The organism is Mycobacterium pseudoshottsii JCM 15466 (genome assembly GCF_003584745.1).
GTDB classification, from domain to species: domain Bacteria; phylum Actinomycetota; class Actinomycetes; order Mycobacteriales; family Mycobacteriaceae; genus Mycobacterium; species Mycobacterium marinum.
Genome location: NZ_AP018410.1, coordinates 3,531,054 through 3,552,726, shown reverse-complemented (window position 1 = coordinate 3,552,726; position 21,673 = coordinate 3,531,054). Strand labels below are relative to the sequence as shown.

Genomic DNA, 21,673 nt, shown 5'->3' with positions numbered 1-21,673 from the left:
GTGACCCTACGCACGATCGCGCTTGAGCTGGTGCCGCCCAATGTCGATGGCGGCAAGGAACGGGCATTGGAAGATGCGCGCAAAGTGGTGCAGTACTCGGCGGACTTCGGGCTGGACGGCCGTCTGCGGCACGTGATGATCCCCGGGATGATCGCCGAAGACGACGATCGGCCGGTGCCGATGCAGCAGAAGCTCGACGTGCTCGACTTCTGGCAGATCATCAAACCCGAAATGCCGGGGATCAACGGCTTGTGTACGCAAGTAACCGCGTTTACCGACGAAGCGGCCCTGCGTCGCCGGCTGGTGGATTTGTCTGACGCCGGTATGGAGGGCGTGGTCTTTGTCGGCGTGCCGCGCACCATGAACGACGGGGAAGGCTCCGGGGTTGCACCCACCGACGCGTTGTCGATTTATCGTGACTTGCTGCCCAACCGCGGTGTGATCGTGATTCCCACCCGAGACGGCGAACAGGGCCGGCTCAATTTCAAGTGCAACCAGGGCGCCACCTACGGCATGACCCAGCTGCTGTATTCGGACGCCATCGTCAAGTTCCTCACCGAATTTGCCGACAGCACCGACCACCGGCCCGAGCTGCTGCTCTCGTTTGGCTTCATCCCGAAAGTCGAAAGCCGCGTCGGCCTGATCAACTGGCTGATCCAGGATCCCGGCAACCCTGCGGTGGCCGCGGAACAGGAGTTCGTCAAGCGCCTGGCCGCGAGCGAACCTGCTCAGAAGCGCCAGCTCATGGTCGACCTGTACAAGCGGATAATGGACGGCGTCGTCGGTCTGGGCTTCCCGCTCAGCATCCATTTCGAGGCGACCTACGGGGTGTCTCCGGCCGCTTTCCAGACCTTCGCGGAAATGCTCGCCTACTGGGCGCCCGACACACACGGCTAGCCCGTTCGGCGGCACCGGGCCCCGGCGGCGTCGAGTCGAGCGCGCTTAGCTTGGCGGCTGATCGCCGGGGGCTGTGAATCGCGGGGAGCGGTCCCGGCTGACCCAAGCCAGCGCCGCCACCACCCCGGCGGCGGCGAACGACGCGATGGCGAGCCAGATGCCTGCCGCGGTGAAGGACCGGGTGTTGGGATCGGTGTAGCGCGCCTGAGCGTTCATGGTGCTGACCACACCCGGCTTGAGTTTCCACTGCACCACTTCGGGCTCGATGCGATCGCCGTTGGTGGACGTCACGGTGCCAGGGAACGCAACGGTCAGCTCGACCTCGGCATCGGCATCGGTCACCGACGTCAGATCGACGCGGCCCTCGAGAATCACCATGTTGCCGTTGCGGCGCAGCGACAGGTTCACTCCGGCGGCGTCGGGATTCATGTTGGCCAGCTGAGGCAGTTCGGCGAAGGTGAGATCGGAGAACACCGCCTGCGATCCCACGTAGCCGTCGCTGTCGTAGTTGGAGACCGCGACCTTCTGGCTGAACGCGACGTTGTCGCTGTCCAGCTGGGGCCCGGTGTCCTTGTTGTTCTTCGGTTTTGCCGCCGCGATGATCTCCCCGGACACCAGGTCCTCGGGCGAGATGGTGATCGACGCTCGGACCCGCAGGCACCCGGTGGCAAGCGGCACCAGCATCAATAGCATTGCGATTGCCAGCAACCGCCGTCGTCGGGCGCGCAACGCTGGGGCAGCTGGGGCTGAAAGTGTCGGAGAGCTGGCACGCACCTGGTCATCGTGCCAGACCCGGTGGGTTGGTACGGCAACCTGTCCGCCGGTTCGGGTGCCGCCGGGGCCTACAGGGGAAGCGCGCGGCCCAGGATTGCGAATGCGCGCGGATCGCCGGCGAAGTAATAGCCGCGGAGGATGTCGGTGAATCCCAGCCGCCGATACAGCCGCCACGCTCGATTGTCCTCGCCATTGCTTTCCGGAGTGGAGAGCAAGACGCTCTCCTCGCCGCGGCCGGCCAGAAGCCGACGGGTGAGCGCCTCTCCGATGCCCCGGCCTTGGGCGTTCGGATGGATATGCAACTCCGTTAGCTCGAAGTAGCTGCTCATCACCCGAGCGATCGCGTGCATCGGAAAACCGCGGCGTTGCAGGCCCAAAACGACCTGCTGTTGCCACCATTGACCGGGTGCTCCGGGATAGCCGTAGGCCACCCCGACCATCGGAGCGTTGGCCAGATCTGCGGCCGGCAACTCGTGGTTGGGATCGGCGCCAATGATGTCGGGGAGCTGCGTTGATGGCTGTGTTTGCGGTACGTCAACCGCGGCCACCGCCTTCCAGCCGCTGCGTCGGACGTGTTCCAGCCACATGGCAGCGCGCTGGTTTTCGGTGCCTCTGGGGTAACGCATCGCGTCGACGTAGACCGTCAAGGCCTCCCTGAGGCGGCGCTCCATCTCGTCCGGCGGCAGATCAATGACGAAGATCGTCAACGCGGGCTGCCCTCCTCGTGGTTGTTTGGTGCGATGCTTCAGCACCAGTATCTGACCACGCGCCAGTAGCTCAGCGAGCGGTTGGATGGTGATCGACCCGGAGTCGACGGGGCAATTGTGATGGGTTGCATCGCAGCGGTACTCCCACCCATTCGTGCGCATTGATGACGCCAGGATAGAATCGCCGGCGAACCAGTGGTACCGCACGGATTCAGCTCGTATCATCTGAGTTAGTTGCCCGCACAACGGGCATTTGCTATCGGTAGTTACGTGACAGCTGTCGGCAAGGAGGGACGAATGCCACTCTCCGATCATGAGCAGCGGATGCTCGAGCAGATCGAGAGCGCTCTCTACGCCGAAGACCCCAAATTCGCCTCGAGCGTCCGTGGCGGGGGTTTCCGTGCACCGACAGCGCGCCGGCGGTTACAGGGCGCGGCGTTGTTCGTCATCGGTCTGGCGATGCTGGTCTCCGGTGTGGCGTTCAAGGCCACGATGATCGGAAGCTTCCCGATTTTGAGTGTGTTCGGCTTCGTCGTCATGTTTGGCGGCGTGGTGTTCGCCATTTCTGGCCCGCGGTTGTCGGGTCGGGTGGATCACTCCCGGCCGGCGTCTGGCACATCGCGTCAGCGCCGCGGCAAGGGGTCGGGCGGCTCGTTCACCAGTCGTATGGAGGATCGGTTCCGCCGCCGTTTCGACGAGTAGGCGAATATCTGAACAAGGCGGGGCGGCCCACGGCCGCCCCTTTTTTGTGCCGCGGTGCGCTGGGCTGCCCGGTGCGGGTTTGCCCTTTTCCCCGTGCGCACCCACGAACTGGGCAATTACGGCGGATAGTCCGTACCGATCCCCATCTGTGACCGATCGGCGTGTCGCATATGCCCCACTTGGCCCCACTTGGCGCCCATTCTCGGCCTGGATGCCTCTGAAATGCGGCTTTGTCACTCCTTAGACCCTCTACATGGGGGGTGGTGGCGGTAGGGCTTCATCCCGAAGTGGCAGATCAGTGGAAAAACATGGGCGCGAAACCCTGGCAATGGGGCGAAGTGGGGGATTGTGGGGTATGGTGGCTGAAGTGTTTGGGTGAGCAGAGTGACTCTGGCTGGAGGTGGCCTAGTGTTTCTCGGCACCTACACGCCCAAACTCGATGACAAGGGGCGGCTAACGCTGCCGGCCAAGTTTCGCGACGCATTGGCAGGGGGGTTGATGGTCACCAAGAGCCAAGATCACAGCCTTGCTGTCTACCCCCGGTCGGAGTTCGAGCAATTGGCTCGCCGGGCCAGCAAGGCGCCGCGCAGCAACCCCGAAGCGCGAGCCTTCCTGCGTAACCTCGCCGCCGGCACCGATGAACAGCATCCCGACAGCCAGGGCCGCATCACGTTGTCGGCCGACCACCGCCGCTATGCGGGCCTCACCAAGGACTGCGTGGTGATCGGAGCGGTTGACTATCTCGAAATCTGGGATGCGCAGGCCTGGCACGAGTACCAGCAACTCCATGAAGAGAACTTCTCCGCGGCCAGCGATGAAGCACTCGGCGACATTTTCTGAGGTGCATGTCCGTGCACCGTGGTCTCTGCCCGAACCGACCCTGGCGTACTTCCCCAACGCCAGGTTCGTGCCTTCGGACAGGGACCTCGGCGCAGGGGCATTGCGCCTGGTAGGCGAGGATTGCCCGGCCCCAACCAGGGGAGGTGTCGCGGTGGCTGACGGCCCGACGGAACCCGGCTTCAATGACTTTCACCATGTGCCCGTGCTGGCGCAACGCTGCGTCGAACTGCTCAGGCCCGCGCTGACTCGCCACCACGCGGACGGGTCGGAGGCGGTTCTGGTCGACGCCACTATCGGCGCGGGTGGACACGCGGAGCGGTTCTTGACGGAGCTGCCGGGTTTGCGACTGATCGGGCTCGACCGTGATCCCAGTGCCCTCGAGATCGTCCGGACTCGATTGGCGCGCTTCGCCGACCGGGTCACGCTGGTGCACACGCGCTACGACGGTCTGGCCTCGGCGTTGACCGAACTGGGTTATGGCGCAGCGCAATCGATCGACGGCGCGCTATTCGACCTGGGCGTCTCGTCGATGCAGCTCGACCAGGCCGAACGAGGCTTCGCCTATTCCAAGGACGCCCCGCTGGACATGCGAATGAATCCGCAGTCAGCGCTGTCGGCGGCCGACATCATCAATACCTACGACGAGGCGGCACTGGCCGATATCCTGCACCGCTACGGCGAGGAGCGGTTCGCGCGCCGCATCGCGGCCCGCATCATCCGCAGGCGCGCCGACAGGCCGTTCACCACCACCGCGGAACTCGTTGCTCTTCTCTACGAGGCGATTCCGGCTGCGGCGCGGCGTACCGGCGGACATCCGGCCAAGCGCACGTTCCAGGCGCTGCGAATTGCGGTCAACGACGAGCTGGGCTCCTTGCGTAGTGCCGTCCCCGCCGCAATGGACGCGCTTGCTGTTGGCGGGCGGATTGTCGTCATGGCCTACCAATCTCTGGAGGACCGGATCGTCAAGCGGGTGTTCGCCGACGCGGTCGCCTCGCGCACACCGGTGGACCTTCCGGTTGAACTTCCCGGCCATGGGCCGCGATTCCGCTCGTTGACCCACGGCGCCGAACGCGCGGATGCGGCCGAGGTGGAACACAACCCGCGCAGCGCGCCCGTGCGATTGCGGGCGTTGCAACGGCTTGAGCTCGAGGCACTACCGCGACAAGGAACCGGGAAGGGCGAGTCATGAAGGCGAAGCGCGAGGCTCGGGTGCCTGGAAAACGCCAAAGCGGCGATCGTGGCGGCGGACGCGACGGTTCGGTCGCCCGTACCACCAGGCGCACACCGGCTGACGCGTCGCGCCGTGGTCGGGCCGGAAAGAAGAAGGCGCCCAACCGGGAGGCGCGGATCCCGATGTCGGGACCGCAGACCACACCCATGCCGCGGCCCGCGGAGCGCCCGGCGCGGCCGAAGAACACCGGGCAAGCCGAAGCGCGGGCCAAGGCTCGGAAAGCCAAGGCACCCAAGGTCGTCCGGCCCAAGCTGACGGAGCGGATGGCGGTCCGGCTGGCCTCGATGGACCTGCGTCCCCACGCACTGCTCAGCAGGGTTCCGTTTGTGGTGTTGGTGATCGGCTCGCTCGGGGTGGGGCTGGGGCTCACCTTGTGGCTGTCCACCGACGCGGCCGAGCGTTCGTATCAGCTCAGCCATGCTCGGGAGCGAACCCGGATGCTGCAGCAGCAGAAGGAATCGCTGGAACGCGATGTGCGCGAGGCGGAATCCGCGCCCGCGTTGGCTGAAGCGGCCCGCAAACAGGGCATGATCCCCACCCGGGACACCGCCCATCTGGTTCAGGCTCCGGACGGAAACTGGGTGGTGGTGGGTACCCCGAAGCCGGCTGATGGTGTACCCCCGCCACCGCTGAACAGCAAGCTGTCCGAAGAAGGTCCTCCGGCGCCTCCGAAGCCGGCCGCGTTGCCGCCCGAGGTTCCGGTGCGGGTGATGCCGGGTCCCGACGATCCGGCGTTGCTGCCCAGAACGGGACCGCAACTGTTGCCGCGCACTCCAGACGGTTCGTCGACCCTTGGCGCCGGCACCAACCACCTACCGGGCCAGCCCCCGATCGAGATTCCGGGGCAGGTACCCGGGGCGCCGGGGCCGGTGCCGCTTCCCGGCCAGTTGCCTGGCGTTGCGGGTCCGGTCACCGGGCCGGGCCAGTTGCCAGGACCGGCGGCCGGGGCGGTCCAAGTTCCCCCGGCTCCGGTCGTGTTGCCCGCACCAGTGCCCGCTCAGGTGCCCGCTGAGGTGCCGGTACCGGTGCCAGCGGTCACGGCGCCGCCCGTCGCGGTCGTCCCCGTGGCCCCGCAGACCCCACTGGCTGCGCCGGCGCCGGGGACGGCCGGGCTTCCGGTGGCTCCTCAGGCGGCGGTACCGGCGCCGGTGCCAGCGCTTCCGGCTCCGGCTAGCGGTATACAGCCCGGTCCAGCCGCTGCTGCGGCGCCAGGGGTGTCACGGTGAGCCGCGGCGAATCGCGGCAGGCTCGTCCGTCGCAGTCCTCGCGGTCACGGCGGGTCTCGGGCAAGGCGCATAGCGCCCACGAACCGCGCCAGCCCAGGTCGTCCGGTAAGACGCGGGCCGACCGCTCGCCCAAGCAGGTTCGTGAACCGAAGCGACTGCCCCAAGCCAAACAGGCCAAGAAGACCCGTCCGGCGGCGCGCACTGAGGTCGGCCCGCCCGGCCGGTCGGCACGGGAGCGGCGCACCCGCCAGGCGGTGGAAGTTGCCAGCCGCGGTGCTTCATTCGTGTTTCGGCACCGAGCCGGAAACGCGGTGATCTTGGTGCTGATGCTGGTGGCGGCGACCCAGCTGTTCGTTCTGCAGGTATCAAATGCCGAGGACCTGCGTGCGCAGGCGGCTGGTCAGCTGAAGGTCACCGACGTCGAAGCCGCGTTGCGCGGCTCCATCGTCGACCGGCACAACGATCGGCTCGCCTTCACCATCGAGGCACGTGCGCTGACATTCCAGCCGAAGCGGATTCGCAAGCAGCTGGAGGAGGCCAAGCTGAAGTCTCCGGCTGCGCCCGACCCCCAGCAGCGGCTGAAGGACATCGCGAAGGACGTTGCGGGCAAGCTGAACAACAAGCCCGATGCGCCCACCCTGCTCAAGAAGCTGCAGAGCAACGAGTCGTTCGTGTACCTGGCACGCGCCGTCGATCCGGTTATCGCCAGCGCGATCACCGACAAGTATCCCGAAGTCGGTTCGGAGCGCCAGGATCTGCGCCAATACCCGGGTGGATCGTTGGCGGCCAATATCGTGGGCGGCATCGACTGGGACGGCCATGGTTTGCTCGGCCTGGAGGACTCGCTTGACGCGGTGCTGGCCGGCACCGACGGGTCGGTGACCTACGACCGGGGATCGGACGGCGTCGTCATCCCCGGCAGCTATCGCAACCGGCACAAAGCGGTGCACGGGTCCACCGTCCAGCTGACCCTGGACAACGACATCCAGTTCTACGTGCAGCAACAGGTGCAGCAGGCGAAGAACTTGTCCGGAGCCCGCAACGCCTCGGCGGTGGTCCTGGACGCCCAGACCGGCGAAGTCCTTGCCATGGCCAACGACAACACCTTCGACCCGTCTCAAGACATCGGCCGCCAGGGCGACCGCCAACTCGGCAATCTGGTGGTGTCATCGCCTTTTGAGCCGGGTTCGGTAAACAAGATCATCGCCGCGGCCTCGGTCATCGAGTACGGGCTGAGCACCCCCGACGAAGTGCTACAGGTGCCCGGCACGATCCAAATGGGCGGCGTTACCGTGCACGACGCCTGGGGCCACGGTGTCATGCCCTACACCACGACCGGGGTGTTCGGGAAGTCTTCGAACGTGGGCACCCTGATGCTCGCGCAGCGGGTCGGCCCGGAACGTTTTTACGACATGGTCGGCAAGTTCGGTCTGGGCCAGCGCACCGGTGTCGGATTGCCCGGCGAAAGCGCCGGCCTGGTGCCGCCGCTCGACCAGTGGTCGGGCAGCACGTTCGCGAACCTGCCGATCGGCCAAGGGCTTTCGATGACACTGCTGCAAATGGCCGGCATGTACCAGGCGATTGCCAACGACGGGGCGCGGATACCGCCGCGGATCATCAAGGCGACCATCGCCGCCGACGGAACGCGTACCGAAGAGCCACGGCCCGAGGGCATCAGGGTGGTGTCGGCGCAGACCGCTCAAACCGTGCGCGAGATGCTGCGCGCGGTCGTCCAGCGCGACCCGATGGGCTATCAGCAGGGCACCGGAACCGCCGCCGCGGTGCCGGGCTACCAGATGGCGGGCAAGACCGGAACCGCGCAGCAGATCAACCCGGCATGTGGTTGCTATTTCGACAACGTGTACTGGATCACCTTCGCGGGACTGGCCACCGTCGACAATCCTCGCTACGTCATCGGCCTGATGCTGGACAACCCGGAACGCAACTCCGATGGAACCGCCGGTCACTCGTCGGCGCCGCTGTTCCACAACATCGCTGCGTGGCTGATGCAGCGCGAGAACGTGCCGCTGTCCGCGGACCCGGGGCCGCCCCTGCTGCTGCAGGCCACCTAGGAACCTGCTGCCGAGACCCACCACTGAACCAGCGCAACGCCTAGGTGCGCCGGCTCGTGTCGCGACCGCTAGGGAGAATGCTGGCCGCCATGCCTCACTGGAATCAGTCAAATATCTGAAACTGCGGTTTACATTCGGCATTGAATGTAAAGTTTTGGCAATCGGGAATTGCGTGATGTCAGAACTCGGTCGACCTGTCCATCCGGGTCGCCCGCTAACCGGCATCGGACTTGCGTGAGGGGATTTAGCGATGTCTTTCGTGTCGGTAACTCAGGAGGCACTGGCCGCGGCTGCGTCGGATGTTGGGGTGATCGGGTCGAGCCTGCAGGCGGCCAATATGTCGGTGGCGGCCCCGACGGCCGGGGTGTTGGCAGCGGGTGCTGATGAGGTGTTGGTGGCGATGGCGGCGTTGTTTTCCGGTCATGGACAGGCTTATCAGACGCTCAGCGCTCAGGCGAATGCGTTTCATGCCCGGTTTTTGCAGGCGTTGACCAATGCGGGGGGCGCGTATGCGGCCGCGGAGGTGGCCAACCTATCGCCGTTGCAGGGTGTTGAGCAGGGTGTGTTGGGGGTGGTCAATGCGCCCGCGGAAGCGTTGTTGGGGCGCCCACTGATCGGTGATGGGGCGGCGGGAACCGCGGCCAGCCCTAATGGTGGGGCTGGGGGGTTGTTGTACGGCAATGGTGGGGCCGGCTACAGCTACACCAGCGGCGCCACCGCTGAGGCAGGTGGTAACGGGGGCGCGGCGGGGTTGATCGGCAATGGCGGGGCTGGAGGCAGTGGCTGGGCCGGAGGAGCTGGGGGTGCCGGGGGCAACGGTGGATGGCTCTACGGCAACGGTGGGGCCGGCGGGCTAGGCGGGGCCGCCGCTGGGGACTACACAGCGGGCGGGGTTGGTGGTGCGGGTGGCAACGCTGGGCTGTGGGGTGACGGCGGAGCCGGCGGCAACGGCGGCGCTACCTATGATTACGATCAGAATTTCTCTCGACTGGGGGCACTCGAGGGGGCCGGTGGTAACGGCGGGCATGGTGGGCTGCTTTTCGGCAATGGCGGCGGCGGTGGCGACGCCGGGGCAAATAATAAATTCGTTACGGCTCAGGCCACGCCGAACGGCGCTGCCGGAGGGTACGGGGGAAATGCCGGGCTGTGGGGCAATGGCGGGGCCGGCGGCGACGGTGGCTTCGGCGGTACCGCAACAGTAATCGGGGACGGCGGGACCGGCGGAAACGGCGGGGCCGGCGGAAACGGCGGGTTGTTGTCCGGCGACGGCGGGGCCGGTGGGGTCGGCGGCACCGGGGGCATCCAGATCTACAGCGGCGGCGGCATCGGCGGAAAAGGTGGCGGCGGCGGGGCAGCCGGGTTGATCGGCGATGGCGGGGCCGGCGGGGCGGGCGGCAACGGAGGGGACGGTACTGGCGCTGGTGGCCTGGGCGGCAACGGTGCCAGCGCCGATTGGATCGGTAACGGCGGGTCCGGCGGCGCCGGCGGGTCCGGCGGACTCGGTGCACATGCCGGTGCCGGCGGGAATGGCGGGTCGTTGTACGGCAATGGCGGGTCCGGAGGGGCTGGCGGAACCGGCGCTAGCGGTGCCGGCGGCAACGGTGGTGGCGGCGGAGCAGCCGGGATGATGGGTGATGGCGGGGCCGGCGGCGACGGTGGCAACGCCGATTGGCTCGGTAACGGCGGGGCCGGCGGAACCGGCGGGTTCGGCCTACCGCCAGCGACCGGCGGTTTCGGCGGGCGAGGCGGTCGACTATTCGGCTCGCCCGGCGCCCAGGGCTGACGTGCGCTGATGTGCCTGTCGGCGGCTTGCCGGTGCTGATTGCGCCGCCGCCGTCTGCTGCTGGTTGGCTTTCATGTGGCCTAGCCGCTGTTTATCGGGGTGTCGTGCGCCTCAGTAGGTAGCGCCCAGGAACCGGCGTGAGCGCGATTGTCGGCCCCGCCCCGCCGGGTTGCGGCCGATCACGAGCTGTTCGTCGCGGTGCTTGACCTAGGCTCGGGCTCCGGCGGTCGGGAACGGCGGGCCAGATGTCCGCTGTGAGCTGGGCTGTCACTGCGGGTCAACCCAGAGTTGGGCAGCCGGCGCGGCGCCGGGTGGGTACGGCACCGCGTCGTTACCGGGCGCGACTGGGTAGGGTGTCATGGCCGACCGGTTTCTCCCGGTGTCGGCCGTCGGACGGAGGTGGTGAGCGAGGTGGAGTCGGTGTTGCGCCCCAGCGCCGGCCCAGGTGTGCCGCTGGCTGAGCTGGCAGTTCAAGTCGGAGCGGTGCTCGCCGATGGCCCACATCGAGCCGCGGCCGTCCCGGACACGCTGATCACGGGCATGACGCTGCGCGCTCAGGCGGTGCAGCCAGGCGATCTGTTCGCGGCGCTGGCAGGATCTGCCACCCACGGGGCACGCCATGCCGCCGACGCGATCGAGCGCGGTGCCGTCGCGGTGCTCACCGACCCTGCCGGGGTGACGGCGATATCCGCGCTGGGTTGTGTGCCCGGCACCGTGCCGGTACTCGTCCATCCCGCGCCCCGCGGCGTACTGGGTGAGGCCGCCGCGCTGGTGTACGGACACCCGTCCGACCGGCTGACCGTTGTCGGTATCACCGGAACGTCGGGTAAGACCACCACGACCTATCTGGTGGAGGCCGGTTTACGGGCCGCCGGGCGGGTCGCCGGCCTGATCGGCACCATCGGCATCCGCATCGATGGCGCCGACATACCCAGCACCCTGACCACCCCCGAAGCGCCCGCCCTGCAGGCAATGCTGGCGGCGATGGTCGAACGCGGGGTGGACACGGTGGTAATGGAGGTGTCCAGTCACGCGCTGACCCTGGGCCGGGTGGATGGCATCCGGTTCGCGGTCGGCGGCTTCACCAATCTGTCGCGCGATCATCTCGATTTTCACCCCACGATGGCTGACTACTTCGAAGCCAAGGCATTGCTGTTCGATCCTGCCTCGGCGCTGCGTGGCCACAGCGTGGTCGTCTGCATTGATGACGAGGCCGGTCGTGCGATGGCCGATAGAGCCGGTGTCGCCATCACCGTCAGCGCCACAGGTCAGCCGGCGCACTGGCGCGCAACCGATGTGGCCCCGGTGGGGGCCGGAGGGCAAGAATTCACCGCGCTCGATCCTGCCGGCGTGGGGCATCGGGTGCGCATTGGGTTGCCCGGACACTACAACGTGTCCAATTGCCTACTGGCGCTGGCGATTCTGGATGCTGTCGGGGTCTCGCCGGAGCAGGCTGCGCCAGGGTTGCGGGAAACCCGGGTGCCTGGGCGCCTGGAACAGGTGGACCGCGGTCAGGACTTCCTGGCGCTGGTGGACTACGCGCACAAACCCGGCGCGCTGCGGGAGGTGCTGAGCACCCTGCGGAATCCGCAGCGCCGGCTGGCGGTGGTCTTCGGGGCAGGCGGTGATCGTGACCCTGGCAAGCGTGGACCGATGGGGCGCATCGCCGCGGAGCTGGCCGATTTGGTCGTTGTGACCGACGACAATCCTCGTGGTGAGGATCCCGGGGCAATTCGACGCACGATTGTGGCCGGGGCGGCCGAAAGCGGCGGGGCGGCGCAGGTGGTTGAGATTGCCGACCGAGGTGAGGCGATTGGCTACGCGGTCGACTGGGCGCGCACCGGTGACGTGGTGCTGATTGCGGGTAAGGGGCATGAAACCGGGCAGCGTGGCGGCGCAGAAGTGCGTCCGTTCGACGACCGGGTGGAGCTGGCCCGAGCCTTAGAGGCGCTGGAGTCCTGCACATGATCGACTACACCGTCGCCGAGATCGCCGAGATTGTCGGGGGGACGCTGGTCGACATCTCGCCGCAAGAGGCTGAGCAACGGCGGGTCACCGGGACCGTGGAGTTCGATTCGCGGGCGGTCGGCCCGGGCGGATTGTTTCTGGCTCTGCCCGGCGCGCGTGCCGACGGACACGATCACGCGGCGGCGGCGGTCGCGGCCGGTGCCGTCGCCGTGCTCGCCGCCCGCCCCGTCGGGGTCCCGGCGATCGTGGTTTCACCCGAACCGGACTCGACCGCCGACGCGTTGACCGGGGTGCTCGAGCACGACGCCGACGGGTCGGGTGCGGCCGTGCTGGCCGCCCTGGCCAAGTTGGCCAAGGCGGTGGCCGCGGAGCTGGTGGCCGGCGGACTGACCATCATCGGGATCACCGGGTCGTCGGGCAAGACATCGACCAAGGATCTGGTGGCCGCGGTGCTCAAACCTTTGGGCGAGGTCGTCGCACCACCCGGGTCCTTCAACAACGAACTCGGGCATCCCTGGACCGTGCTGCGTGCCACCCGCAGCACCGACTACCTGATTCTGGAGATGTCGGCACGCCATCCCGGCAATATCGCCGCGCTGGCACGGGTGGCACCACCGGCCATTGGGGTGGTGCTCAACGTCGGCACCGCACACCTGGGGGAGTTCGGTTCACGCGAGATCATTGCCCAAACCAAATCTGAGCTGCCGCAAGCCGTCCCGGCATCCGGGGTGGTCATCCTCAACGCGGATGACCCGGCTGTGGCGGCCATGGCCGAGGTGACTGCCGCCCGGGTGGTTCGGGTGGGTAGAGCCACCGCCACCGGAGCCGGCTGGGCCGGTCCCGGTGATGTCTGGGCGGGACCGGTCTCGCTGGATCGGCTGGCCCGGCCGCAGTTCACCATGCACGCCGGTGACGCCGCGGCCCAGGTACGACTCGGGGTGTACGGGGACCACCAGGTCTCCAACGCGTTGTGCGCCGGCGCGGTGGCCCTCGAATGCGGCGCGAGCGTGTCGCAGGTGGCGGCCGCACTCGCCGAGGCGGGGCCCGTGTCGCGGCACCGGATGCAGGTGAGCACCCGGCCGGACGGGGTGACGGTGATCGATGACGCTTACAACGCCAACCCGGATTCCATGCGCGCCGGGCTGCAGGCGCTGGCGTGGATCGCCCGCGGTGAGGCGGAGTCGACCGCCGCGAGTCAGCCTGGTGTCCGGCCTCAAAGTCGGCGCAGTTGGGCAGTGCTGGGCGAGATGGCTGAGCTCGGCGCGGACGCGATAACCGAGCACGATCACATCGGCAGGCTCGCCGTGCGCTTAGATGTGTCTCGACTCGTTGTCGTGGGAACTGGGAGGTCGATGAGCGCCATGTACCACGGAGCGGTCATGGAGGGTTCGTGGGGCACGGAGGCGGTCAGCGTCCCGGACCGCGACGCTGCCCTGGCATTGTTGCGCGCGGAGATCCAACCCGGAGATGTCGTCCTGATCAAGGCCTCGAACTCGGCCGGCCTGGGTGAGCTGGCCGACGCGCTGGCTTGCGCAGACGCAGGCTGTCAAGACCGCGGGAGTGCGCACTCATGAGACAGATCATGATCGCCGTCGCCATCGCGGTGGCGGTTTCCATCCTGCTGACACCGGCCTTGATCCGGCTGTTCACCAAGCAGGGATTTGGTCACCAGATCCGTGAGGACGGCCCACCGAGCCACCACAGCAAACGCGGAACACCGTCGATGGGTGGAGTCGCGATTCTGGCCGGCATCTGGGCGGGCTACTTCGGTACCCACCTCGCCGGCCTGGCTTTTGACGGCGAAGGAATCACCGCATCGGGTCTGCTGGTGCTGGGCCTGGCGACATCGCTGGGCGGCGTCGGATTCCTCGACGACATGATCAAACTCCGCAGGTCGCGCAACCTGGGGCTGAACAAGACGGCCAAGACGGTGGGGCAGATCACCTCCGCCGTGCTGTTCGCGGTGCTGGTGTTGCAGTTCCGCAATCCGGCCGGGTTGGCGCCGGCCAGCGCCGAACTGTCCTATGTGCGCGAGATCGCCACCGTCACCTTGACGCCGGCGTTGTTCGTGCTGTTCTGTGTGCTCGTTGTCAGCGCCTGGTCGAATGCGGTCAACTTCACCGACGGGCTCGATGGGCTGGCTGCTGGGTGCATGGCGATGGTCACCGGCGCCTACGTGTTGATCACCTTCTGGCAAGACCACAACGCCTGTGTCACGGCACCCGGGCTGGGCTGCTACAACGTGCGTGATCCGCTGGACCTGACGCTCATTGCCGCCGCGACCGCCGGTGCCTGCATCGGCTTTCTGTGGTGGAATGCCGCTCCCGCCAAGATCTTCATGGGCGATACCGGATCCCTCGCGCTGGGCGGCATCATCGCCGGACTCTCGGTAACCAGCCGCACCGAGATCCTGGCGGTGGTGTTGGGGGCGCTGTTCGTCGCAGAAATCACATCGGTGGTGCTGCAGATCCTGACCTTCCGCACCACCGGGCGCCGAGTATTCCGAATGGCGCCGTTCCACCATCACTTCGAGCTGGCCGGGTGGGCCGAAACCACGGTGATCATTCGTTTCTGGCTGCTCACCGCCATCACCTGTGGTCTGGGCGTGGCCCTGTTCTACGGTGAATGGCTGGCCGCGATCGGTGCCTGACATGCTGGACCCGCTGGTGCCGGGCGCACCGGTGCTGGTCGCCGGCGCCCGGGTGACCGGCCGCGCGGTGCTGGCCGCACTGACCCGCTTCGGTGCGATACCAACGATGTGTGATGACGATCCGGCGATGCTGCGTCCCTTCGCCGAGAGCGGGGTCGCCACCGTGGACCCGTCGGTCGCCGTGCAGCAGCTGGCGCAGCCCGAACCCAGCCCGGAATCAAGATATGCCCTGGTAGTTACCAGTCCCGGTTTCCAGCCGAGCACGCCCGTGCTGGCCGCGGCGGCGGCCGCCGGCGTGCCCATCTGGGGCGATGTGGAGCTGGCCTGGAGATTGGATGCCGCGGGCTGCTACGGACCGCCGCGTCGCTGGCTGGTGGTGACCGGGACAAACGGCAAGACCACTACGACCTCGATGCTGCACGCCATGCTGGTGGCCGGCCAACACCGCAGCGTTCTGTGCGGAAACATCGGCAGCCCGGTGCTGGACGTGCTCGAGGAGCCCGCGGACCTGTTGGCCGTGGAGTTGTCGAGCTTCCAGTTGCGTTGGGCGCCATCGCTGCGGCCCGAGGCCGGCGTGGTCCTCAACATCGCCGAAGATCACCTCGACTGGCACGGCACGATGGCGGCCTACACCGAAGCCAAGGCGCGGGTGCTTACCGGTCGGGTGGCGGTGGTAGGGCTCGACGACAGCCGCGCGGCCGCGCTGCGCGACACCGCGCCGGCTCCGGTACGCGTCGGCTTCCGAATCGGTACGCCGGCGGTCGGAGAGTTGGGCCTGCGCGACGGGCATCTCGTCGACCGGGCTTTCTCCGACGATCTGGTGCTGTTGCCGGCCTCCTCTATCCCGGTGCCGGGACCGGTGGGAGTCCTCGACACCCTGGCCGCGGCCGCATTGGCTCGCGCGGTCGGGGTGTCGGCCGATGCGATCGCCGACGCGGTCGCCTCGTTTCAGGTTGGCCGGCACCGCAGCGAAGTTGTGGAGGTCGTTGACGGCATCACCTACGTCGACGACTCCAAGGCCACCAACCCGCACGCTGCCGAGGCATCGGTACTGGCCTATCCACGGGTGGTGTGGGTGGCTGGCGGACTGCTCAAGGGCGCATCCGTGGACGCGGAGGTGGCCCGGATGGCGTCGCGGCTGGTCGGGGCGGTGCTCATCGGCCAAGATCGCGCAGAGGTTGCCGAGGCGTTATCACGACACGCGCCCGATGTCCCCGTTGTCCAGGTTGTGACAAGCGAGGATGCTGATATGGGTGAGGCGTGTGGTGCTTCTGTTACAAAAGTTGACGATGTTGGGGGTTCCCTCGGCGCTCGCGTGATGCGTGCCGCGGTGGCGGCGGCTCGCAATATGGCCAGGTCCGGCGACACGGTGCTGCTGGCACCGGCCGGCGCCTCATTTGACCAGTTCACCAGCTATGGCGATCGCGGCGACGCCTTCGCGGCGGCCGTGCGCGCCGCGGTCCGGTAGGCGGGAGTGGCCAGCGCTCTGACCCGGCTGTTACGCCGGGGCAAGACCGATACCGAGAATGCCGACCTGCAGGTCGACACGGACCCGGAGGTAGCGGATTCGGCTGACTCCGCTGCCGAGCAGCCGGTAGCCGCTGACGCGAGCGACAAGGCCGCGAAGGGGCAAACCAACTCCGAGGAGCGGGGTCCGCGCACCCGTTTCGGTGCCTGGCTGGGTCGGCCTATGACGTCGTTTCACCTGATCATCGCCGTTGCTGCATTGCTGACCACCCTCGGACTGATCATGGTGCTGTCGGCCTCGGGGGTGCGGTCCTATGACGACGACGGATCGGCATGGGTGATCTTCGGCAAGCAGGTCCTGTGGACGGGGGTAGGCCTGGTCGGTTGCTACGTCGGTCTGCGCATGTCGGTGAGCTTTTTGCGGCGCATCGCGTTCTCCGGCTTTGCCTTCACCATCGTGCTGTTGGTGCTGGTGCTGATCCCGGGAATCGGCAAGGAAGCCAACGGCTCTCGGGGATGGTTCGTGGTGGCCGGCTTCTCGATGCAGCCCTCTGAGCTGACCAAGATGGCATTCGCCGTCTGGGGTGCGCACCTGCTGGCGACCCGCCGCATGGAGCGGGCATCCCTGCGCGAGATGCTGATTCCGCTGGTCCCGGCAGCGGTGATCGCGCTGGCCCTGATCGTGGCTCAGCCCGACCTCGGGCAGACGGTATCGATGGGCATCATCTTGCTGGGCCTGCTCTGGTACGCGGGCTTGCCGCTGCGCGTTTTCATGAGCTCATTTGCGGCCGTTGTTGTCTCGGCGGGGGTGCTAGCGATGACCGCGGGTTATCGGTCGGACCGAGTGCGCTCCTGGCTCGACCCCGACAACGATCCCCAAGACTCGGGCTACCAGGCGCGGCAGGCGAAGTTTGCGCTGGCCCACGGCGGCATCTTCGGTGACGGTCTGGGCCAGGGCGTGGCCAAATGGAACTACCTGCCCAACGCCCACAACGACTTCATCTTCGCGATCATCGGCGAGGAGCTGGGCCTGGTCGGAGCGCTGGGACTGCTCGGCCTGTTCGGGCTGTTCGCCTATACCGGAATGCGGATAGCACGCCGCTCGGCCGATCCGTTTCTGCGGTTGTTGACCGCCACCGTGACGCTGTGGGTGTTGGGCCAGGCGTTCATCAACATCGGCTACGTGATCGGCCTGTTGCCGGTCACCGGGTTGCAGCTGCCGCTGATTTCGGCCGGCGGGACATCGACGGCCACCACCCTTGCGATGATCGGCATCATCGCCAACGCGGCACGACACGAGCCGGAGGCGGTTGCCGCGTTACGGGCGGGCCGCGACGATAGAGTGAATCGGATGCTGCGGCTCCCGCTACCCAAGCCGTATGCGCCCACCCGCCTCGAGGTGTTCCGCGACCGTAAGCGCGTGCAGCCACCAGCTGCCCGGCCACCGGCCAAGCAGGCGGCGGCGCGGAAGGCTCCCAAGGCGGCGACTCGGCTCGCCGAGGAGCCGCTGCGGCCAGCGTTGCCCCGCAGACCAGATCGGTCGGGCGCTCGGTCCGGGCAGCAGGGGGCTGTGCAGCGCTACGCCGGTCAGCGTCATAGTGGGCGGGTTCGTGCATTGGAAGGTCAGCGTTACGGGTGAATGACACGGTCAGGGAGCCGGCTGGCGGGCTCGGGGTAAATCACGGTCCTGCGTTGTCGGTTGTGCTCGCCGGTGGCGGCACCGCGGGCCATGTGGAGCCCGCGATGGCCGTGGCCGATGCGCTCAGCGTCCTGGAACCGAATGTCAGAATCACCGCTTTGGGAACATCGCGCGGTCTGGAAACCAGGTTGGTGCCCGCGCGCGGTTATCACCTCGAGCTGATTACGCCAGTGCCGCTGCCGCGCAAACCCAGCGGCGACCTGGCCCGGCTTCCTCCCCGGGTGTGGCGAGCCGTCCGGGAGACCAGGGCGGTGCTCGACTTGGTCGATGCCGACGTCGTCATCGGATTCGGTGGCTACGTCGCGCTGCCCGCTTACCTGGCCGCCCGCGGCATCCCCGGGTTACGGCGCCGGATCCCGGTCGTGATTCATGAAGCCAACGCCAGGGCAGGGCTGGCCAACCGGGTCGGTCTACGGACCGCGGACCGGGTGCTCTCGGCGGTCCCGGATTCGGGGCTACGGGGTGCCGAGGTAGTCGGGGTGCCGGTCCGGGCAGCGATCACCGCCCTTGACCGCATGGCTCTGCGAGCGGAAGCGCGGGCTCACTTCGGCTTCGCCGACGACGCCCGGGTGTTGCTGGTGTTCGGCGGATCGCAGGGCGCGGTGTCACTCAACAAGGCGGTTTCTGCCGCTGCCGCCGAGCTGGCCGCGTCGGATGTTTCGGTGCTGCACGCGCACGGGCCAAAAAACGTCCTAGAGCTCCTAGCGCCACGTACCCCCGGCCAAGATGACCCGCCTTACGTCGCGGTGCCCTATCTGGACCGGATGGACCTCGCCTACGCCGCTGCTGACCTGGTGATATGCCGTTCCGGTGCGATGACGGTAGCCGAGGTATCGGCCGTCGGACTGCCGGCGATCTACGTTCCGCTGCCGATCGGCAACGGCGAGCAGCGGCTCAATGCGCTCCCGGTGGTCAACGCCGGCGGCGGCATGGTGGTTGCCGATGCCGATCTCACGCCGGCGCTGGTAGCTCGCGAAGTGACCGGCCTGCTCACCGACCCGCCGCGACTGGCGGCGATGACGGCGGCCGCCGCGCAGGTCGGACACCGCGACGCGGCGGCGCAGGTGGCTCAGGCGGCATTGGACATCGCGCGTCTGGCTCCGTCACGGCGACGAGCTGTCGGAGGGCGACGATGACCGCCGAGCAATTGCCGCCCGAACTGCAACGGGTGCACATGGTCGGCATCGGGGGAGCGGGGATGTCGGGCATCGCCCGCATCCTGCTCGACCGCGGTGGTTTGGTGTCGGGCTCTGACGCCAAGGAATCGCGGGGTGTGCACGCGTTGCGGGCACGCGGCGCGCTGATCCGGATCGGGCACGACGCGTCCGCACTGGACTTGCTGCCGGGTGGTGTTACGTCGGTCATCACCACCCACGCCGCCATCCCCAAGACCAATCCGGAGCTGGTCGAAGCCCGCCGCCGCGGCGTACCGGTAATGCTGCGACCGGTTGTGTTGGCCAAGCTGATGGACGGGCGCACCACCGTGATGGTGACCGGCACACACGGCAAGACCACCACGACCTCGATGGTCATCGTTGCGTTGCAGCATTGTGGCCGCGACCCCTCCTTCGCGGTGGGCGGTGAACTCGGTGAGGCCGGCACCAACGCCCACCACGGCAGCGGCGACTACTTTGTCGCCGAAGCCGACGAAAGTGACGGCTCGCTGTTGGAATACACCCCCCACGTCGCCGTGGTGACCAACATCGAGGCCGATCACCTGGACTTCTATGGCAGCACCGAGGCTTATGTCGGGGTGTTCGACGCTTTCGTGGAGCGACTCGCCCCCGGCGGAGCGCTGGTGGTCTGTGCCGATGACCCGGGCTCGGCGGCGCTGGCCGAACGCTCCGCCGAGCTGGGCATTCGGGTGCTGCGCTACGGATCGGCCGGACATGCCGGGGCCGCGTTGGCCGCGACGTTGGTGTCGTGGGAACAGCGGGGCACCGGAGCGGTTGCGCAGATCCAGCTGGCAGGCGAGGCAGACCCACGCTCGATGCGGCTTTCGGTGCCCGGGCGGCACATGGCGCTCAATGCCCTGGGTGCGCTGCTGGCAGCGATCGAGGTCGGCGCCCCGGTCGGCGAGGTGCTCGACGGCCTGGCCGGTTTCGAGGGGGTGCGTCGGCGATTCGAACTGGTCGGGACGGCGGAATCGGTGCGGGTTTTCGACGACTACGCGCACCATCCGACCGAGGTCAGGGCGACCCTGGAGGCGGTCCGCTCGGTGGTTCGCCAAAGTGGCAGCGGGCGTCTACTGGTGGTATTTCAGCCACATCTATATTCCCGGACAAAGGCTTTCGCCGCCGAGTTCGGCAGCGCTCTGGATGCCGCTGATGAGGTGTTCGTGCTCGACGTCTACGCCGCGCGCGAGCAACCGCTGACTGGGATCAGCGGAGCCAGTGTCGCCGAGCATGTCACCGTGCCGGTCCGCTATCTGCGTGACTTTTCTGCGGTGGCGGAGGTGGTGGCCGCGGCCGCGGGACCGGGCGACGTCGTTGTCACCATGGGTGCCGGAGATGTCACCCTGCTCGGACCGGAGATCGTGGCCGCGCTGCGGATGCGAGCCGATCGCAGTGAACCCGGACGGCCAGGAGTGTTGCAGTGACCGAAGCTAGCGACGGCCGATCGACCGACGTGGTCGCCGACGACCTGGACGACGAGCGCGAACCGGCCACCGTACCGATCGCCATCGATTCTCAGGAGCCGCAGGAGGCCGCGGACCAAGCCGAGGATCAGGACGAATTCGAGGGACCACGCCGTCGCGCCCGTCGTGAACGCGCCGAACGCCGTGCCGCCGAGGCTCGCGCGATCGCGATCGAGGAGGCTCGGCGCGACGCCAAGCGGCGCGCTCGCGGCCACGTCGCCAAGGAACCTCAGCCGGTCGCTCGTGGCGTCGTTCGCGGCTTGAAAATGCTGCTGGCCACCGTGGCCTTGGTGGTGGTGGGTGTGGGGTTGGGGCTGGTGCTCTACTTCACCCCGGCGATGTCGGCTCGCGATGTCGTTGTCACGGGGGTCGGCACGGTGACCCGCGAGGAAGTGCTCGGCGCGGCGAGTGTGCCGACCGGGACCCCGTTACTGCAGATCAACACCAAAGATGTCGCCGACCGAGTAGCGACGATCCGTCGGGTGGCCAGTGCGCGGGTGCAGCGCCAATACCCATCGGCGCTCCGGATCACCATTGTGGAGCGGGTGCCGCTGGTGGTGAAGGATTTCCCGGACGGCCCGCACCTGTTCGACCGCGACGGGGTGGATTTTGCGACCGGTCCGCCGCCACCCGCGCTGCCCTACCTCGACGTCGATGATCCGGGGCCGACCGATCCCGCCACGCTGGCTGCGTTGGAGGTATTGACCGCGCTGCGTCCCGAGGTCGCCGGCCAAGTGGGCCGGATCGCTGCTCCGTCTGTGTCATCGATCACTCTGACGCTCGCCGACGGGCGAGTGGTGATCTGGGGGGCCACCGATCGTGCCGAGGAGAAGGCGGAGAAGCTAGCGGCGTTATTGACGCAGCCAGGGCGGACCTACGACGTGTCCAGCCCCGATCTGCCGACCGTGAAGTAGTCCGCAACCCGCCGCGAGAGCCCGACCCGATTCGCATTCGGCGCCCGACCTGACGCCGCGCTCAGCGGTAGGGCACAAAAAAATGCGCATGACGCGTCGGCGCGC

17 protein-coding genes are annotated in these 21,673 nt (G+C 67.6%); 15 read left to right on the top strand and 2 right to left on the bottom strand.

All coding sequences use genetic code 11. The annotated features are described in order from the left end of the window. Entirely contained in the window at positions 1-897 is an 897-nt protein-coding gene (locus MPSD_RS16150) for a mycobacterial-type methylenetetrahydrofolate reductase (RefSeq protein ID WP_012394871.1), read from the top strand. 45 nt (positions 898-942) lie between these two features. Here the strand turns inward: MPSD_RS16150 and lppM are convergent, their stop codons facing one another. Both lppM and MPSD_RS16140 read right to left on the bottom strand, forming a co-directional pair. Next, positions 943-1,590 (bottom strand): lipoprotein LppM, encoded by a 648-nt coding sequence (lppM, locus tag MPSD_RS16145; RefSeq protein ID WP_015356146.1) that lies wholly within the window; start codon positions 1,588-1,590, stop codon positions 943-945. A 149-nt stretch (positions 1,591-1,739) separates the two neighbouring features. Next, positions 1,740-2,378, bottom strand: a complete 639-nt coding sequence (locus MPSD_RS16140) for a GNAT family N-acetyltransferase (RefSeq protein ID WP_011741274.1) — start codon at positions 2,376-2,378, stop codon at positions 1,740-1,742. A gap of 297 nt (positions 2,379-2,675) precedes the next feature. On the opposite strand from MPSD_RS16140, the gene MPSD_RS16135 reads away from it, so the two are divergent. From MPSD_RS16135 to MPSD_RS16070, 14 genes are all read left to right on the top strand, one after another. Beyond that, entirely contained in the window at positions 2,676-3,080 is a 405-nt protein-coding gene (locus MPSD_RS16135; protein ID WP_011741273.1) for a DUF3040 domain-containing protein, read from the top strand. A 408-nt stretch (positions 3,081-3,488) separates the two neighbouring features. After that, a complete protein-coding gene (gene mraZ / locus MPSD_RS16130; protein WP_011741272.1) occupies positions 3,489-3,920 on the top strand; it encodes a division/cell wall cluster transcriptional repressor MraZ in 432 nt (143 codons plus the stop codon). Between the two features lies 1 nt (position 3,921). Then, a complete protein-coding gene (gene rsmH / locus MPSD_RS16125) occupies positions 3,922-5,109 on the top strand; it encodes a 16S rRNA (cytosine(1402)-N(4))-methyltransferase RsmH (protein WP_086085356.1) in 1,188 nt (395 codons plus the stop codon). After that, positions 5,106-6,377 carry a cell division protein FtsL gene (gene ftsL / locus MPSD_RS16120; protein ID WP_086085357.1) on the top strand — a complete coding sequence of 424 codons (1,272 nt, stop codon included), beginning with the start codon at positions 5,106-5,108 and terminating at the stop codon, positions 6,375-6,377. The genes rsmH and ftsL overlap by 4 nt, the downstream gene beginning before the upstream one ends. After that, positions 6,374-8,449, top strand: coding sequence for a peptidoglycan D,D-transpeptidase FtsI family protein (locus MPSD_RS16115; RefSeq protein WP_020787134.1), 2,076 nt, complete (start codon positions 6,374-6,376; stop codon positions 8,447-8,449). The genes ftsL and MPSD_RS16115 overlap by 4 nt, the downstream gene beginning before the upstream one ends. 250 nt (positions 8,450-8,699) lie before the next feature. Beyond that, on the top strand, positions 8,700-10,232 hold the full coding sequence (locus MPSD_RS16110; protein WP_086085358.1) for a PE family protein: 1,533 nt from the start codon (positions 8,700-8,702) through the stop codon (positions 10,230-10,232). 399 nt (positions 10,233-10,631) lie between these two features. Then, on the top strand, positions 10,632-12,200 hold the full coding sequence (locus tag MPSD_RS16105) for a UDP-N-acetylmuramoyl-L-alanyl-D-glutamate--2,6-diaminopimelate ligase (RefSeq protein ID WP_051153676.1): 1,569 nt from the start codon (positions 10,632-10,634) through the stop codon (positions 12,198-12,200). After that, positions 12,197-13,774 (top strand): UDP-N-acetylmuramoyl-tripeptide--D-alanyl-D-alanine ligase, encoded by a 1,578-nt coding sequence (locus MPSD_RS16100; RefSeq protein WP_020787137.1) that lies wholly within the window; start codon positions 12,197-12,199, stop codon positions 13,772-13,774. Before MPSD_RS16105 ends, MPSD_RS16100 begins: the two co-directional genes overlap by 4 nt. After that, positions 13,771-14,850 carry a phospho-N-acetylmuramoyl-pentapeptide-transferase gene (gene mraY, locus MPSD_RS16095; protein ID WP_020787138.1) on the top strand — a complete coding sequence of 360 codons (1,080 nt, stop codon included), beginning with the start codon at positions 13,771-13,773 and terminating at the stop codon, positions 14,848-14,850. Before MPSD_RS16100 ends, mraY begins: the two co-directional genes overlap by 4 nt. A 1-nt stretch (position 14,851) precedes the next feature. Further along, a complete protein-coding gene (murD, locus tag MPSD_RS16090) occupies positions 14,852-16,318 on the top strand; it encodes a UDP-N-acetylmuramoyl-L-alanine--D-glutamate ligase (protein WP_020787139.1) in 1,467 nt (488 codons plus the stop codon). A 6-nt stretch (positions 16,319-16,324) separates the two neighbouring features. Next, complete coding sequence (gene ftsW / locus MPSD_RS16085; protein ID WP_020787140.1) at positions 16,325-17,956, top strand: putative lipid II flippase FtsW; 1,632 nt, start codon at positions 16,325-16,327, stop codon at positions 17,954-17,956. 104 nt (positions 17,957-18,060) lie between these two features. After that, positions 18,061-19,152 carry an undecaprenyldiphospho-muramoylpentapeptide beta-N-acetylglucosaminyltransferase gene (gene murG / locus MPSD_RS16080; RefSeq protein ID WP_420811933.1) on the top strand — a complete coding sequence of 364 codons (1,092 nt, stop codon included), beginning with the start codon at positions 18,061-18,063 and terminating at the stop codon, positions 19,150-19,152. After that, positions 19,149-20,615, top strand: a complete 1,467-nt coding sequence (gene murC / locus MPSD_RS16075) for a UDP-N-acetylmuramate--L-alanine ligase (protein ID WP_020725597.1) — start codon at positions 19,149-19,151, stop codon at positions 20,613-20,615. Before murG ends, murC begins: the two co-directional genes overlap by 4 nt. Next, the gene (locus tag MPSD_RS16070; RefSeq protein ID WP_020787143.1) at positions 20,612-21,568 is read left to right on the top strand and encodes a cell division protein FtsQ/DivIB; all 957 of its coding nucleotides are present in this window, start codon (positions 20,612-20,614) and stop codon (positions 21,566-21,568) included. Before murC ends, MPSD_RS16070 begins: the two co-directional genes overlap by 4 nt. Positions 21,569-21,673: the final 105 nt, after the last annotated feature.